Source organism: Rothia sp. 88186D007BW, from assembly GCF_053544215.1.
This window is the reverse complement of record NZ_JBPPTR010000014.1, coordinates 1-15542: the sequence shown is the minus strand read 5'-3', so window position 1 is coordinate 15542 and position 15542 is coordinate 1. Positions and strand designations below refer to the sequence as shown.

11 protein-coding genes and 1 pseudogene are annotated in these 15542 nt (G+C 57.0%); 11 read left to right on the top strand and 1 reads right to left on the bottom strand.

Annotation, left to right across the window (positions count from 1 at the left end):
* Window positions 1–2 precede the first annotated feature (2 nt).
* The gene (locus tag ACEE09_RS08390) at window positions 3–692 is read left to right on the top strand and encodes an ABC transporter ATP-binding protein (RefSeq protein WP_449083790.1); all 690 of its coding nucleotides are present in this window, start codon (window positions 3–5) and stop codon (window positions 690–692) included.
* Entirely contained in the window at window positions 689–1984 is a 1296-nt protein-coding gene (locus ACEE09_RS08385; RefSeq protein WP_449083788.1) for an ABC transporter permease, read from the top strand. Before ACEE09_RS08390 ends, ACEE09_RS08385 begins: the two co-directional genes overlap by 4 nt.
* Here the strand turns inward: ACEE09_RS08385 and ACEE09_RS08380 are convergent, their stop codons facing one another.
* The gene (locus ACEE09_RS08380; RefSeq protein ID WP_449083786.1) at window positions 1985–3634 is read right to left on the bottom strand and encodes a thiamine pyrophosphate-binding protein; all 1650 of its coding nucleotides are present in this window, start codon (window positions 3632–3634) and stop codon (window positions 1985–1987) included.
* 300 nt (window positions 3635–3934) lie between these two features.
* Here ACEE09_RS08380 and ACEE09_RS08375 point away from each other — a divergent pair, with 300 nt between their 5' ends.
* From ACEE09_RS08375 to ACEE09_RS08335, 9 genes and pseudogenes are all read left to right on the top strand, one after another.
* Complete coding sequence (locus tag ACEE09_RS08375) at window positions 3935–5236, top strand: Ig-like domain-containing protein (protein ID WP_449083785.1); 1302 nt, start codon at window positions 3935–3937, stop codon at window positions 5234–5236.
* A gap of 316 nt (window positions 5237–5552) precedes the next feature.
* Complete coding sequence (locus ACEE09_RS08370; RefSeq protein WP_449083783.1) at window positions 5553–6467, top strand: hypothetical protein; 915 nt, start codon at window positions 5553–5555, stop codon at window positions 6465–6467.
* A 12-nt stretch (window positions 6468–6479) separates the two neighbouring features.
* Window positions 6480–8330 (top strand): hypothetical protein, encoded by a 1851-nt coding sequence (locus ACEE09_RS08365; RefSeq protein WP_449083782.1) that lies wholly within the window; start codon window positions 6480–6482, stop codon window positions 8328–8330.
* Between the two features lie 278 nt (window positions 8331–8608).
* Entirely contained in the window at window positions 8609–9571 is a 963-nt protein-coding gene (locus ACEE09_RS08360) for a hypothetical protein (RefSeq protein WP_449083780.1), read from the top strand.
* A 461-nt stretch (window positions 9572–10032) separates the two neighbouring features.
* Window positions 10033–11090 (top strand): annotated as a pseudogene (speB, locus tag ACEE09_RS08355) (agmatinase).
* 2 nt (window positions 11091–11092) lie between these two features.
* Window positions 11093–12379: an aminotransferase-like domain-containing protein gene (locus tag ACEE09_RS08350; protein ID WP_449083779.1), complete on the top strand. Its 1287-nt coding sequence runs from the start codon at window positions 11093–11095 to the stop codon at window positions 12377–12379.
* A gap of 146 nt (window positions 12380–12525) precedes the next feature.
* Window positions 12526–13611, top strand: a complete 1086-nt coding sequence (locus ACEE09_RS08345) for a Fic family protein (RefSeq protein WP_449083777.1) — start codon at window positions 12526–12528, stop codon at window positions 13609–13611.
* Window positions 13612–13749: 138 nt separating this feature from the next.
* Entirely contained in the window at window positions 13750–15222 is a 1473-nt protein-coding gene (locus ACEE09_RS08340; RefSeq protein ID WP_449083775.1) for an ATP-binding protein, read from the top strand.
* A gap of 147 nt (window positions 15223–15369) precedes the next feature.
* Entirely contained in the window at window positions 15370–15486 is a 117-nt protein-coding gene (locus tag ACEE09_RS08335) for a hypothetical protein (protein WP_449083861.1), read from the top strand.
* Window positions 15487–15542: the final 56 nt, after the last annotated feature.

Here is a 15542-nt window from a genome sequence, read left to right as displayed (position 1 = left end):
CCATGAGCACTCTGCTCGATATGCGAGGTATCGTCAAAACCTTCAACATGGGAACACCCAGCGCCATCACGGTACTCCCTGGCATCGACTTCCATGTTGATCACGGTGAGTTTGTGTCAGTGGTGGGCCAGTCAGGTTCCGGTAAAACCACACTGATGAACATCATCGGCCTACTCGATAGGGCCACCTACGGCTACTACACCTTCGCCGGTGAGGATATCCCTTCCCTCTCTGACGACGAACTGGCCTACTACCGCAGCCAGAACATTGGGTTCATCTTCCAAAGCTTTAACCTGGTGGGCCGTATCTCGGCTCTCAAAAACGTGGAAATGCCCATGATGTACGCCGGTGTGAACCCCCGCGACCGCCGCGACCGCGCCGCTCACCTGCTGGAGCAGATGGGCATGGCTGACCGTATGGATCATAGCCCTGCAGCTCTTTCAGGTGGCCAGAAACAGCGTGTTGCTATCGCCCGCGCCCTAGCCAACGACCCGCCCCTGCTCCTGGCGGACGAACCAACCGGCGCCCTGGACTCCCACACTGGGCGCATGGTCATGGACCTCTTCCATGAGCTTCACCAAGAGCAAGGTAAGACCATCGTCTTCATTACCCACAACCCTGAGCTGGCGGCTGAGACTGACCGCACCGTCACGATGGTAGATGGGCGGATTGAGCAGGAGGCCCGTCAATGAACCTACGAGAATCAATTTCCTTAGCCCTGGGGAGCTTACGCACCAATAAGATGCGTTCCTTCCTTACACTGTTGGGCATTATTGTGGGTATTGCATCTGTCATTACCATCATGACCCTGGGTCATTCCTTGAAAACTCAGGCTTCTGAGTCGATTGTGAGCTCTGGCGCCAATGACCTGATGGTGAATGTGGTCCCCCGCCCCACCGAGGAACAGGAAGAAGCTGGTTTGACCTCCGGCCCCATGGGTATGCCGAATGGGGAATACATTGAGCCCGCCGCTGAGTCTAAGTTTGATGAGCACGACATCGCCACTCTTAAAGAGGCCCTGGGCGATAACATTGCGGGCATTCCCATCGGGGCCAACTCCTATGTGAGTGTAAACCTCAGCGCCGGTGAGAGCCAGGCCCCCTACACCAACGCCCAGTTCGTCAATATGGATTACCTAGAGCTCAACCCGGTTACCCTGGTGGCAGGGCGCTCTTTAAGTCAAGCCGATATGGACGCCAAACGACCGGTCATCCTGCTTTCAACCGACCAGGCTCATCAGCTCTTTAGTGACCCGCAGGCGGCAGTAGGCAATGAAATCGATCTGCAATTTGGCATGACCTCGCGAAGCTTTATGGTGGTCGGGGTTTATCAAACCGAGGCTATAGGTAGCGGTATCTTCGCCTATACAGGGCCCGGCTCAGTCTACCTACCGGTTTCGCTGGAATCTGACATCGAATCCTATAGCAGCAACGGCTGGAACAGCATCACCGTACGCCCAGCAGAAGGTAAGGACCTGGGGCAGGTGAAGGCCCTGCTTCAGGCCCATCTGACCAGCATGTACCGTACCGATGAGCACTACATGGCTGAGATTCAAGACTTCTCGGCGATGACCGAGCAGTTCAACGCGGTTCTGGACGGCATCAGCGCAGCTATCTCGGCTATCGCCGGTATCTCGCTCCTGGTCGGTGGTATCGGTGTTATGAACATTATGCTCGTGACGGTGACCGAACGGACCCGCGAAATCGGTATCCGTAAGGCCCTGGGCGCAACCCGAGGGGCAATCCGCCTGCAGTTCGTGGTTGAAGCTATGATGGTCTGCCTGGTCGGTGGTCTACTGGGGGTACTGATAGGTGGTGGCCTAGGTATGCTGGGGGCCAGCCTGCTGGGGACCTTCGTTGTCCCACCGCTGGGTGCTGTGCTGCTGGCTCTAGGGTTCTCCCTGGCTATCGGCCTTTTCTTCGGCTACTACCCGGCCAATAAGGCCGCTAAGCTCGACCCCATCGAGGCCCTGCGCTACGAGTAGCTAGCGTAGAGTCTCACCGATTTTGAGGTGTACTACCGAGGGGCCGCGGGTAGCCAGGGCCTGCTGGACCGTCTCGGCCAGGGTTTCCATGGTCGCTGAGAAGCCGGTGGCACCAAAGCCCTCGGCTAGTTTCACCCAGTCAGGTTGCACTAAATCTACGGCTACGGGGGCGATGCCCCGGTCGCGCTCGTTTTGGCGGATTTCGCCGTAGCCGCCGTTCTCCACGCAGATAATCGGCAGGTCAAGCTGCTGCTCAACAGCGGTCATAAGCTCCTGAATGGCAAACATGAGGGCCCCATCGCCGAGCAGGCAGACCACCGGACGCTCGGGCGCAGCTATCTTGGCGCCAATGGCGGCAGGTAGCCCGTAGCCCAGGGTGGCGTAGGTGGCCATGTAGAGCAGGGAGTTGGGGCGGGCTGCCCGGTAGAAGGTGGTGGTGCCCATGTAGGTCACCTGGGAGGAGTCGCCGGCGATGATGGTGTGATCAGGCAGTATCTCCATGATTTTCTCGTTGAGTTCTGCCAGCTCGGGGGCTTTAGCGCGCCCTTCGTTGTCTAAGGCATCGAAGATGTCTTGTAGGTCGCGGGGGTCGCGGGAGCCGGGTGCTAGGTCGAGTTCGGCCAGGGCGTCCAGAAGCTGGGGGAGTACTGCCTGAGAGTTGCCGGGCAACTCAATATCGGGGGTGATGTTGGTGAGCATCTGGTCGCGCATGATGTCGATGCGGATGACGGGGCCTGCCGGGCGGATGTCGCCCTCCCAGAGTTCGGCTTCACCGATTTTGGAGCCGATGATGAGCATGGTGTCGGCGTGACGGCAGAAGGCGTGGGCGGCACTCAGGCGCAGGTCAGCCCCCAGGGAGAGCCGGTGTTTTTCGGGGATGGCACCCTTGCCGTTGATTGAGGTGATGACGGGTGCTTCGAGGGTTTCGGCTAGGCGGAGTAGGTCATCTGCTGCCCCGATGGCGCCGCCACCTGCGATGATGATGGGCCGCTGGGCTTCAGCTAGCATGCGGGCTGCTTCGTGCACATCGTCTGCGGGGGCAGGCTGGGGCTTGCCCAGGGGCCGGGCCTGCATGATAGCGGGGTCGAGTTCGACGTCGCGTTCGAGCACGTCGAGGGGCACTTCGATGTGGATGGGGCGCGGACGGCTGTGGGCGAAAGAGCGGAAGGCGTTATGGATGATATCCACGGCTTCTTCTGCGGAGTTCACGCGGCGGGAGAATTCGACGATGGAGTTAACGGCGCCGGTGGGGTTTTTTGTCTCGTGCAGGGAGCCGATGTCGCGGAATTCGTGGCCGACCGGGCGGCCGGGGGAGAGGACGATCATGGGGCGTGACTCGGCGTAGGCGGTGGCGGCACCTGAGAGGGAGTTGAGTAGGCCGGGCCCTGAGGTGGTAATGACGACGCCGGGTAGGCCGCGGGTCTGTGACCAGCCGTCCGCACCGTAGGCGGCACCTTGCTCATGGCGGGTGGTGACGGGGTGGATGCCCAGCTCTTTGAGGTGGCGGTAGAACTCGAGGTTGTGGGTGCCGGGGATACCGAAAATGGTGTCGATGCCGTAGTTGCGTAGGGTGGCCAGAATGGCGTAGCCGGCGTTGCGGCGGGGTTCGGTGCTTTCACCGGAACGGTCGGGGAGTGCAGGGTGAATCATGCTGGTCTTTCGGGGGAGGGGCTCTTAGGTTTAGCTTAGGGTGCTGGTGCGGAAAGTTACAGACTTTTTCCTCATGTAATGTTATGCAGGGCACAGCATGGTTATTAGTGGGTGTGATGCGGGAGATAGAGGGCCAACACAGGTGGTTGTCTGATAAACGCATACAGGAAATGTGTGTTAAATATGCCCAAACACCCATAGGTTGCTGAAGAATCCCTTAAATCTAGCTAGACTCACCAGGAGTAGCTAGGCACAATCATGCGCCATGCGACATACACCCACTTTTCAGGAGCACATCTCATGAAGACCTTTATCAAGACCGCGACAGTTACCTCCGCCGCCTTGGCGCTGCTAGCTGGTTCCGTTGCCACCGCAGCACAGGCCGAAGAAGCCCCTGCAGCCGCAACTACCTCTGCCGCAGCCGCTGGGCAGGGTGCCCTCAACGCCTGGTACCAGCCCGGCGAGCACGTCAAGACCGGCAACGGCCTCTTCGTTGTCTACGCAATGGGTATCGTAGCGGGCCCCGATGGAACTCCCAACGGTGCAGGCGCTGTTGAGAACTACGACCTCTCAAAGATCTACCTGGAACTCGTTGAACGCAACGGTGCTCAGGGCATCAAGGCAAACATCCGTGATGCAGTTAGCCTCGATGCCGAAATCGTCAATAGCGATTACACCGGCGCAATCGGTGCCTGGAGCTCATCTGACGAATCTGTGATCTCAGTTAACCCCAGCGGTAACTTCACCGTCGGCGCAAACGGTGCCGCTACTGTCTACTTCACCCCCGCTTTCATCCAGGACGAAACCGTAGTCTACTCTGATGGCGTCTACGCCATCGATCTGCAGGTTACTGACGGCAAGGTCGCCCTCGCCCCCGCATCAGCTCTCGGCCTACCCCTTAAGCTAGCTGACGGCATCATCCTCGCAACAGCTGCTGACGCACACCGCCAGGCCGACGGCACCCCCGTTAACCTAGCTAGCGTTCCCGTTAGCGCTTTTGACGGTGCCGATGTAGTAGTAGATAACGCACACGCTTTGACTGTAGGGGACACCCTCAACGCCTACATCGAATACACTCATGCAGCTGGCCGTGCAGACATCGAAGCTATCTTCTCCGGTAATGAAGAGGCAGGCTTCATGGGCAAGTGGGTTTCTTCAAACCCCGAGGTTGTTAGCGTCAACGAAGAAGGCACCGTCCTTACTGCCGTTGGTGAAGGCACCGCAACCATCACTTACGTCCCTGACTACGTTGCAGGTGAGGTCATTGCCGAAAGCCCCGTTACCTTCAGCACTGGCGTGACTGTAACCGCAGCTTCCCAGCAGTCTGCTGAAGAGCAGCCCGCAGCAGAACAGCCCGCTTCTGAGCAGCCTGCAGCCGAGCAGCCCGCTGCACAGAACCCTGCTGCCGGTGAATCTGTACCTGTAGCTAACAATGAGGCCGCTGCATCTTCTGCTCAGAACGCTGCTGCTGGCTCATCAAACGGTCAGCCCCAGGAGCTGGCAAACACTGGTGCTGAAGGTGTTGCACCTCTAGTTGCTGGCCTGGGTCTGCTGGCAGCCGGTGGTAGCGCTCTTGTCGTCTCCCGCCGCCGCGCACAGTAGTTCTCTGCTCACAATCTAGAGAACATCTAGCTAGCTCAAAGCGCCGCCACTTCTGAATGTTTCAGAAGCGGCGGCGCTTTGCTCACTGCTTGCGGGGAAAATACGGGAAAGTTTCATACAGAACACTCCACAAACTCAGCTAAATGTATGCATATTTATCTGAAAGAAGAGATAATAAACAGTTAGTAGCTTGGGCAGTTGCCAGAAATATGCCATCGCTACCCCAACCAAAACACTCTCGTTTCAGATGAGCCCCCTACACCCCACTAATGGGATGGTAGGGCAGTACACACTACGCACCGAAGGAGAAATCTTCATGTCACTCCCCCCGGAGTCAGCAAACCCTCAGCCGCAGGGTAACGACGTCCCTACCCCTGGCCAGCCCGCGCAGCAGCAGTCCGCGCAGCAGCAGCCCGTCCAGTACGCACAGCAGGCACCTGCAGCACAAGCTGCTCAGGGCCAGTTCCCTGCACAGCAGCAGCCCGTCCAGTATGCACAGCAGGCACCTGCAGCCCAGGCTGCTCAGGGCCAGTTCCCCGCGCAGCAATACGGCGCACCGGTTGCACCTGCCCAGCCCAGCCCCGCCCTTGAAGCACTCAAGGCACAGTTCACCACTCTTACCCTCAACTTCAAGAGCCAGAACCAGGCCAGCCAGCAGCTCGCCACCTCCCTGCCCCTCTTCTGGGTATTCAACTTCAGCATCATCTCTCTACTAGCAGGCCTGTGGGCTATCTCCCTGCTGAACACCGCCTCCAACCTGGCAAACTCAGCTTTCTACTACCTATTCAGCTATGGGTTGTTTTCACTCACCGGCGGCGAACTCTTCACCACCTTCCTCGTGGTCACCGCCGCAACCTTCGGAACCTTGGCGCTCCGTGCCGCCGGCCTCATGATGGCTCTCAACGGTGGAGATAAGAAATACCCCTTCAGCTACGCCGCTAACGTCTACGCAGAATCTAACGTAGCCCTCATCCCGGCCCTGCTGATTCTCTGGCTCCTGTCCCTGATCCCGGCCCCCGGTATCTTCCTCATCGTCCTTATCCTTATCTTCCTCTTCTTCATGGTCTGCTCACTCTTCCTGAATATCCAGGCCTACGTAGGTATGAGCCGCTCCACCCGCTTCGTTGGTTCCCCGGTCATGCGCTACATTCTCACCACCACCGGCGTCATCGTCGCCGCATGGATCGTCTGGTACGTTGCCTACCAGATCATCACTAGCGTCCTGTCCTAAGAGTTGATCATTATGCAAACACTTCGCTCACCTATGAAACGTGCGCACCTTGCGCTTTTGAGCATTATCGCTCTCGTCCTCACCGCCTGCGGTGCCGCCGTTAACACGACTCTATCCATAGACGAAAACCTCAGCGGCTCCCGCACCATGGTCATGGAAATCGGCACCTCAGACAGCGAAAGCACCTCCCTCAAAGGTGGCCTGCCTGCCGTAGACGAATCCATCAAACGTCACCTACCTGCCGAACTTGAATACAGCGGTATCTCCACAGACGATAAAGGCTCCCGCGCCACTTTTACCCTCAAATTTAGCTCCGTAGATGACTACCAGACCAAGGTAGAATCACTGCTCAAATCCAGCGGTAAAGACTTAGAACCCACTATCGTCATCAACCTGGCAGACACCGGCCTGGTTACAGGCACCACAGTTCAAGAAAACTTCACCTCTGCCCAGCTTCTAGGCTGGCTGGGTGATGCCCTCAAGGCTGATGGCGTCTACTCAGATGGCAACATCTTCAGCGGTACCGAAGAAACTATTGTGCATGTCGGTGGCAAGGACCATAAGACCAACAGCACCATCAAGGTCTCAGACGTCACCGACAACGGTGTGCCCTCCTTGGGCGTACAGCTCATCTTTGAAGATGACGGCACCTACACCGGGCGCGTTGCCTTTGGTTCTACCACCCCTCTCGGCTCAGTCAAGCAGGGCTACGTTGATACCTACATCAGCGAAAACGCCCCCGAAGGTCACACCGTCTCCGCTATCGACAACACCACTTTCGCTGAGACCAACAACCTCTCAACCATCACTCACGGTCAGCTTGTTACCTTCTCTGCAACAGACATCAACGATTTCAACACTAAGTTGCAGAAACTGCTCTCATCTGACCAGAACGCCATCACTCTGACTGACCGCCCCTCTGAAACAGACAAGACCCTGTTCACGGCAAGCATCGAAGCTAAAATTACCTGCCCCACTGTCTGCTCCCCCGCAGGCAACGGCCCCCGCTTCGACGCAAAGGTCCCCAGCAACTGGCAAAAGTCTTACTCAGGGAACATCGACTCCGCTGAGGAATCTACCAAGATTTCCCGCACCTCCATTCTTGAATACACCTACTCCCTCACCTTCGATGCAGTAGATGTGAACCTAGATCTCAACGGTGACGGCGGCGGTGAAGCAACCTTCTCTTACTCACTGAATGCCGACCAGGCTAACCGAGTAGGGGACGGCCTGCAGGACTTCCTGGCACCTGAAGGTGAGGGCACCAGCATCGACCGCTCTGAGTCTGATGGTATGGTCACCTACACCGCCACCATTGAAGGATCAGATGCCCAAGAACTCACCTCCCGCCTCTCTTCCTACGTGCCCGGTGCTCGTATCACCAAGGTAGAGCGTGAAGGCAACTGGTTCTCCAAGAAGTACGACCTGTACATCAACCTGCCTTTCTCTACCTCTGACTACGATGCAACTCTCGCCAACGGGTATAGCTACACCATTGACCTTCCGTCTCAGCACTCTATCCCTGAGGAATCACGCGCACAGATCGATGCCTCAGAAGTAGAACGCTCATCAGTTACCTTCAACAGTGAAACAAGCGATTACAAAAAGACAGAGCTTGCGATCAACGTTAAGACACCTAACTGGGTGGGCATCATCCTGGTAGGTCTGCTCGTTCTGATCCTGCTTGCCCTTATTGCTACCGCTTTCTTGTTCCGCGACCGCATTAAGGCAGCGATGGACGAACGCAAGCAGCAGGCCCCTGCCCAGCAGCCCTACGCCCCCCAGCAGGCTGCACCTGCTAACCCGTCTTACACCTCCCCGCAGAACCCTGCACCGGGGAACACCGACGGCGACCTTAGCTAAAGGGGGCAGAAACGCTCAAGCTACGGTTCCTACCTAGAAGCCCTAGTGTGAGTGTCTAAGAGCCACACAACAAACCAAAGCGCCTCCACTCCTGAACCATCAGAAGTGGAGGCGCTTTGGCGTGCCGAGCCCCAAATCTTAAAGAAACCTAGGCCGTGCACGGGGTAAAACCCTGCATGAGTGTTCCGATAAGACGCGAGGGAAGGGCGTCATATTTGCTGCTGCTAAAGACTCTTCCGTAGGCTAATTAAAGACAGATTAAATATATTCAGGAAATCATGTACCCCCATAATCCCCCATTCCTCAAAACCCTGACCATCAGCGTCCTCGCAACTCTCGCCCTGGCCGGCTGCTCCGCAACCACCCCCACCGCCGAGGCCCCCGCAACGGAAGCAGACTCTACACTCGTAGCAGCTAGCCCCGAACCTAGTACCTCTGAGGTGCCTAGTAAAGAAGTTCTCGGTGGCGGCGAAGAAATCTTCGCCCACCGCTACGTCGCCCTCTACGGTAACCCCTCCGGGCCCTCACTTGGTGTACTGGGCGAGCAAGACCCTGCCCAGTCTGTAGAGCGCGTCAAAGCACTCGCCGCAGAGTACCAGGCCTACACCGATGAGAAGGTCATCCCCGCCTTTGAAATCATCACTACTGTGGCAAGCTCCGAACCTGGCATTGACGGGGACTACTCCGATGAACCCACCATTGAGAGCCTAGAACCCATCATTGAAGAAGCCGAGAAAAACGGCATCTACGTGATTCTGGACTTCCAGCCCGGCCAGAACACCTTCCTAGAACAAATCAAACAGTACGAAGACCTGCTGAAAAAACCTAACGTAGGTCTAGGCCTTGACCCCGAATGGCGTATCTACCCTGGCCAGGTACACCTGCAACAAATCGGCACCGTAGACGCAACTGAAATCAACGAAACCCTAGATTATCTAGCGGCGCTGACAAATGAGCACGACCTGCCGCAGAAGATGGTGGTGCTACACCAGTTCAAGCACTCCATGATTACTAACCGTGCCCTACTCGATACCAGCCACCCTGAGTTGGCCCTCACCCTGCACGCAGACGGCCACGGTACACCCGAGCTGAAAGACTCCACCTACCAGGAGCTAATCCGCGAACTTGACCCAGCAATCAAGCCTTCGTGGAAGAACTTCTACGACGAAGATACCCCCACCCTGACCCCTGAGCAGACCTACGCCCTGACCCCCAAGCCCTACCTGGTGACCTACCAGTAGGTGCTAAGGGTGAATGTGCAGGGTTCTTAGCCTCTGTGCAGAGTTTTCCCTGCACACGACCCAAGAACCCTGCACAGCCGGATGCTACCCTTCAGCTGATATCTCTACCAGCCGGTACCAGCGTCCGCTCATAAAAATCGAGGTAGGCCTGGTCAAATACGGCCATAATCTTTTAACTTCATTTTCTGCAAACTTATGCGCCTATAGGTGGGTGGAGAAAATAAGGACACTTGCCCCCGCCAGGTTCGCTTGTGGTAAGTGGAATAGCTTTGCTGCCTGGTGCATAAGTATCAGAACCGCTGCTGAGTCGCAGGAAAAACTACCCTGCCGTTGCTGCGCAGGCGGGTTATAGTGGTAGCAATTCTAGTGTGACCGGACGCACTTGCAGAGGGTCTGCCTGGGCATCTACCGCACCCTGAACACAGAGCCTGCTGCCAGCGTCCTAACCTTTTGGAGGACCTATGGCTCAAGCCTTCTTCTCAGCAGACCCCCACCGCGTCATTGCTACCGGCACCGACGGCACTAAGCGCACCGGCCCCGTGGACGCCGCCCAAGTGCCCCGCTGGGCCGGGCTTGGCACCTTCGCCCGCCTACCCCGCCTCGACGAAGTCAAAAAAGCAGATATCGTGGTCGCTGGCATGCCCTGGGACTCCGGTGTCTCCTACCGCCCCGGTGCCCGTTTCGGCCCCAACCATGTGCGCGAATCCTCCCGCCTGCTGCGCCCCTTTAACCCCGCCGCCAACATCTCCCCCTTCAAAGAAGCCCAGGTAGCCGACGCCGGTGACATCATCGGCAACCCCTTCAACATCGAAGAAGCCCTTGCCATGTTCGAGGCTGGCGCCCACCAGCTCACTAAGGACGGTGCCCGCTTGGTGACCATCGGCGGCGACCACACCGTAGCGCTCGCCAACCTGCGCAACCTGGCCAAGCAGCACGGCAAAATTGCCCTGCTCCATTTTGACGCCCACCTAGACACCTGGGACACCTACTTCGGCGCCGAATACACCCATGGCACCCCTTCCGCCGCGCCTTTGAAGAAGACCTCCTCGACACCGACGCTCTCTGCCACGTGGGCACCCGCGGCCCCCTCTACGGCAGCGAAGACCTTGAGGACGATGCCCGCTTTGGCTTCGGTATTGTCACCAGCGCGGACGTCTACTACCTGGGCGTGCAGAAGGTCGTTGAGCTGCTGCGGGAGCGCATCGGTGAGAGGCCCCTCTACCTGTCTATCGACATTGATGTGCTCGACCCCGCCCACGCACCGGGCACCGGCACCCCTGAAGCTGGCGGCATAACCTCCCGCGAACTTCTCGAGATTCTGCGCGGGCTGCGCGGGCTTAACCTGGTGGGCTCCGAGGTGGTCGAGGTCGCCCCGGCCTACGATCACGCTGAACTAACTGGCATCGCCGCCGCCCACGTGGTCTATGAGCTGATTTCCCTGCAGGCCGCCGGTGTGGGGGCTGGGCCGACTTCACCGGCCTCCGGCGTCGCTGATATTACCTACGGCAGTAAGGAGTGACCATGAGCAAGATTGCTGAATTACTGGAACAAGCAACCCCAGCTGAGGCCCGCCTCATGCGCCACTTCGCTGACCGTGCCGCCGGGTTCCGCCTCTCAGCGGTGCGCGATGTTTTTGAGGTTGCCATGCGCCCCGGTATTATCTCCCTGGCAGGGGGTAACCCCGACCTTGAACTCCTGCCCCTTGACCGGCTAGGGGACATGGCTGCCCGCATCATCCAAGAAGAGGGTCTAGAGGTTCTGCAATACGGTTCAGGTGCTGGCCTGGAGACCCTGGCGGAGCTGGTCTGCGACCTCATGGAATCTGAGGGCGCCTGCCCGGCGGTCGATGATATTCAGATGACCGCAGGATCCCAGATGGGTCTGGACCTGGTCACCAAACTCTTCGTCAACCCCGGGGACGTCATCCTGGCAGAGGGCCCCACCTACACCGGCGCCCTGGGCGTCTTTGAGGGCTACCAGGCGGACGTCCGCCAAGTCCCCCTGGACGCAGACGGCCTCGATCCGGCCGCTGTGGCCCAGGCGATTGAGTCTATTCGGGCTGAGGGCAAGCAGATCAAGTTCCTCTATACCATCCCTAACTTCCAGAACCCCACCGGCATTTCTTTATCGGGTAAGCGCCGGGCTGAGCTGGTGCGCGTCTGCCGTGAAGCTGACGTGCTGATTGTTGAGGATAACCCCTACGGCCAGCTCTCCTTCAGCGGGGAACGCCGCCGCTCCCTCTACTCGCTTGACCCTGAGAACGTGCTCTACCTGGGCTCTTTTTCTAAGATTTTTTCACCCGGCCTGCGCGTGGGCTGGATGGTCGCGCCTTTCCGCGTGCGTAAGTTCTTGCAGATTGCGGGCGAGGCCGTAACCATCTGCCCGTCGGTGCTTTCGCAGCGCCTGGTGCTGGGCTTCATGAACGAGGGCCTGTGGGAGCCCCACACCCGCGCCACCGCCGCCCTGTATGAGGCCCGCTGCAAGGCCGTGCTGGACGCCTGCCAGAAGTACATGCCCCAAGGCACCACCTGGACGGTACCTGAGGGTGGCTTCTTCACTTGGCTGACCCTGCCCGCCGGTAGCAAGTACCAGGACGCAGCGGACGCCCTGGCCCCCGCGATCGAGGCAGGTGTGGTCTTCATTCCCGGCTCAGCCTTCTACGAGCCGGTAGCCGGTGAGGACGGGGTTGCCCGCAACCCGGGTGCCAACCAGCTACGTATCGCCTTCTCAGCTATCGAACCGGAAGCACTGACCGAGGGTGTGAAGAGGCTGGCTGAGGTCATCGGGAGCGAGCGTGCGAGCTCCTAAGAGATAACCGAAGCGGGTGGGGCGGAGCGGCCGGAGAACCTGTCAAAAGATTGAACATATGACCTGGATCTGTCAAAAAATCCCAAAATTTTTGACATATCAGCGGTTTTCGGGGCCTATATGTCAAAAATGGGTAGATTTTGTACATGACCTGGTCTGCTGATGAACCCTACAACGACCTTCCGCCACTACCACCGGTCGGCTACGTGGAAACTACCCGCGTACTTAAGGCTGTCATCGAGGCGCGGGCAGATATTGCTGGTTTAAATGAGGCCCTGGTGTCTCTGCCTAATCCGAGTATCTTCCTGTATTCTCTTGCCCTGCTTGAGGCCCAGGCTAGCTCTGAAATCGAGAACATTGTAACTACCACCGACGAACTCTTTAAGGCTGCAACGGTATCAACGGACGCCAGTGGAGCGACCCGGGAGGCTCTACGCTATCAAAAAGCTCTCTTTGCTGGGCTTGAAGCGATGCGGGAACATCAGGGCATTATCACTGCTAATACTGCTCGAGAAATCTGTAGCACTATCCGTGATGTTGATACTCGGGTCAGACACGGGGACGGTGTGTATATCGGTAACCCGGTAACTCGCCGTCGTATCTATACCCCGCCTCAGGGAGCTGAGGTGATTTCTGAGAAGCTGAACAACTGGGAAGAGTTCGTGAACTCTGTTGATAGCTTTGACCCGTTGGTGAAGGTTGCGCTTGCCCATTATCAGTTTGAGGCCATCCATCCTTTCGACGATGGCAATGGGCGTACTGGACGAATTCTGAACGTGCTGATGCTGGTATCTTCTGGGCTTTTGAGCGAACCTATTCTTTATATTTCCCAGAGCATCATTGCCCAGAAGAATGACTACTATCGCCTCTTGAATGCGGTGACCTCGGAAGGGGCCTGGGAAGACTGGACGCTCTACATGGTTGAAGCTATGCGTTCAACGGCAGTGAGTACTCTGCAGAAGATTAAGCAGATTCAGGCCCTGCAGGAACAGGTAAAAGAATTTGTTGGATCTCAGATGCCGGTAGGTGTTGTAGATCTTCTTTTTGAGCAGCCCTACTGCCGTATTAAGGACGTGGTGGGTCGCTGCTCGGTGACCCGCCAGACCGCAACCAAGTACCTGGGGGAGCTTGTCTTGGCCGGGGTGCTGCGGGAAGAAAAAGTTGGTAGAGAGAAGCTCTTTGTGAATGAGGGGCTGATGGATATTTTGAAGAGTGACGTGGTGAAAGGGTAGAACTCCTCGTCGTATTCGCTCTGTGCCGGTTTATCGCTGCATACGGCCTGAGGGGTCTGCGCGGATTGATAGGGGAGATGTACATTGAAATGTGCAAAACCATGTACATCATGTGTATAAGTGTGTATATATGTACATATGGAATGGACATTAGAACATCTCAATGAGATCCTGAACCGGCTCAGAACCTACGGTTCCGAAGAACCCCGCCTCGAAATTAAAAAGGCAACGGAAGGCTACCCCACCAGCATCGCTGAAACCCTCTGTGCCTTCTCCAATATGCCTGACGGGGGAGCCCTTATCTGTGGTATCGATGAAGCAGAGAACTTCTCCGTTGTTGGAGTCTATGACATAGATGAACTTGAAAAGTCCATTGCCTCTGCCCTGCGAAACTCTTTGACCCCTAAGGGGAACGCCACCTTTGATCGCATAACAGTGGGTGATGCTGCCGTCCTCATCGTGAGCGTTGCGCCCCTCCCTCTGGTTGACCGCCCCTGCTATTACCGGGGCAAGGCCTACATGCGCTATTCCGACGGCGACTACGCCATGGACGACTACGAGATTACCCGTGTTCTGGCCGCACGGGAACGCAGGCAGCATGACCTTGAAGCGGTTGCTCACACGAGCCCTGAAGACCTCGATAGGCGGTACACCGAAAAATTTGTTTCAGCTGCCCGGCATACTTCGCAACGGCTGAGTCAGATAGACGACAAGGTCGTGCTTGCTCGCAAAAGCGTTACTACAGCAGACCACCGACAGCTGACCCTGGCTGGCTTGTATGCCCTGGGTAACTACCCGCAGCAGTTCTACCCTGCTCTCAAAGTTTCTGGGTGGGTTGAAGATGAGGTCTTGCGTAATGCAGACAAGTTAGAAGCTGACGGCCCCTTGGTAGAGATGCTGGAGCAAACCCTGCAATGGTTAGTAAGAAATCTTCGTTTTTCTGTGGTTCCTGATGGTCAGGGAGGGCTGAAAAATCAGCCTGAGATTCCGCTCATTGTGCTTCGTGAGCTGGTGGCGAATGCTCTGGTTCACCGTGCCCTTGATGCTGATACTGCCTACGCGAAAGACGTTGTTGTTCGGGTTTATCGCAATCGCATTGTTATCACTAACCCTGGAGGGTTATGGGCTGTGACTACTGCCAACCTTGCTCAACCGGGGCACAAAACTGCGGTTAATTCTGCCCTCTATGAAATTTGTAAACTTGCTCAGATTTCTGATGGTTCCAGGGTGATTGAGGGTGAAGGGAACGGTATTTTTGAGGCTCAAAAGGCCATGCGGCAGGCCGGTCTGCCGCCGCTGGAGTTTGTAGATAAGGGCTTCCAATTTACTGTGATTATTCGGCGCCCTTCGATGGACGTGCAGAAGGACGAAGTAGCTCAGCTTCTTGAGTCTGGGCAGGACGGTGCGCCTCTGGAGCTTGCAGAAACTGAGCAGAAAATCTACTCTTATCTGCTCCAGGGCGGCGATCGAACCGTCGCAGAAATTATGGAGGGGCTTCAACTGACCCGCCGACAGGTTGCCTACAATCTCGGTAAGCTCAAGGACACTGGGCTCATTAGCTCTTCTCATGTTCCTGGGAAGCGTGGGGCAGTCTATGGTGTTGCCGGGTAGCTCTCAGCAGGTGGAAGTAGCTGTCTAGCGCGGAACCTGTCAAAAACGCGAAAATTTTGAAATATCAGCAGTTTTGAGGGCCTACCTCCCAAAAAATCGGTAGATTTTGTACATGATCTGGTCTGTCGATGAACCCCACAACGACCTATCGCCGCTGTCAAATATCTGGGTGAGTATGTCGCAGCTGGGGTGCTTCGGGAAGAAAAATTTGGTAGAGAGAAGCTCTTCTTGAGTGAAGAGATTATGAGGCTTATTCAAAAGTAGACACGCACCCCACACCCACCAACTAGACAACGGCCCCACCCGCGGCAAAAATATGA

What these genes read in the sequence shown, in the direction of transcription:
- ACEE09_RS08390 (WP_449083790.1), top strand. Translation starts at nt 3, where the DNA reads ATGAGCACTCTGCTCGATATGCGAGGTATCGTCAAAACCTTCAACATG.
- ACEE09_RS08385 (WP_449083788.1), top strand. Translation starts at nt 689, where the DNA reads ATGAACCTACGAGAATCAATTTCCTTAGCCCTGGGGAGCTTACGCACC.
- ACEE09_RS08380 (WP_449083786.1), bottom strand. Translation starts at nt 3,634, where the DNA reads ATGATTCACCCTGCACTCCCCGACCGTTCCGGTGAAAGCACCGAACCC.
- ACEE09_RS08375 (WP_449083785.1), top strand. Translation starts at nt 3,935, where the DNA reads ATGAAGACCTTTATCAAGACCGCGACAGTTACCTCCGCCGCCTTGGCG.
- ACEE09_RS08370 (WP_449083783.1), top strand. Translation starts at nt 5,553, where the DNA reads ATGTCACTCCCCCCGGAGTCAGCAAACCCTCAGCCGCAGGGTAACGAC.
- ACEE09_RS08365 (WP_449083782.1), top strand. Translation starts at nt 6,480, where the DNA reads ATGCAAACACTTCGCTCACCTATGAAACGTGCGCACCTTGCGCTTTTG.
- ACEE09_RS08360 (WP_449083780.1), top strand. Translation starts at nt 8,609, where the DNA reads ATGTACCCCCATAATCCCCCATTCCTCAAAACCCTGACCATCAGCGTC.
- ACEE09_RS08350 (WP_449083779.1), top strand. Translation starts at nt 11,093, where the DNA reads ATGAGCAAGATTGCTGAATTACTGGAACAAGCAACCCCAGCTGAGGCC.
- ACEE09_RS08345 (WP_449083777.1), top strand. Translation starts at nt 12,526, where the DNA reads ATGACCTGGTCTGCTGATGAACCCTACAACGACCTTCCGCCACTACCA.
- ACEE09_RS08340 (WP_449083775.1), top strand. Translation starts at nt 13,750, where the DNA reads ATGGAATGGACATTAGAACATCTCAATGAGATCCTGAACCGGCTCAGA.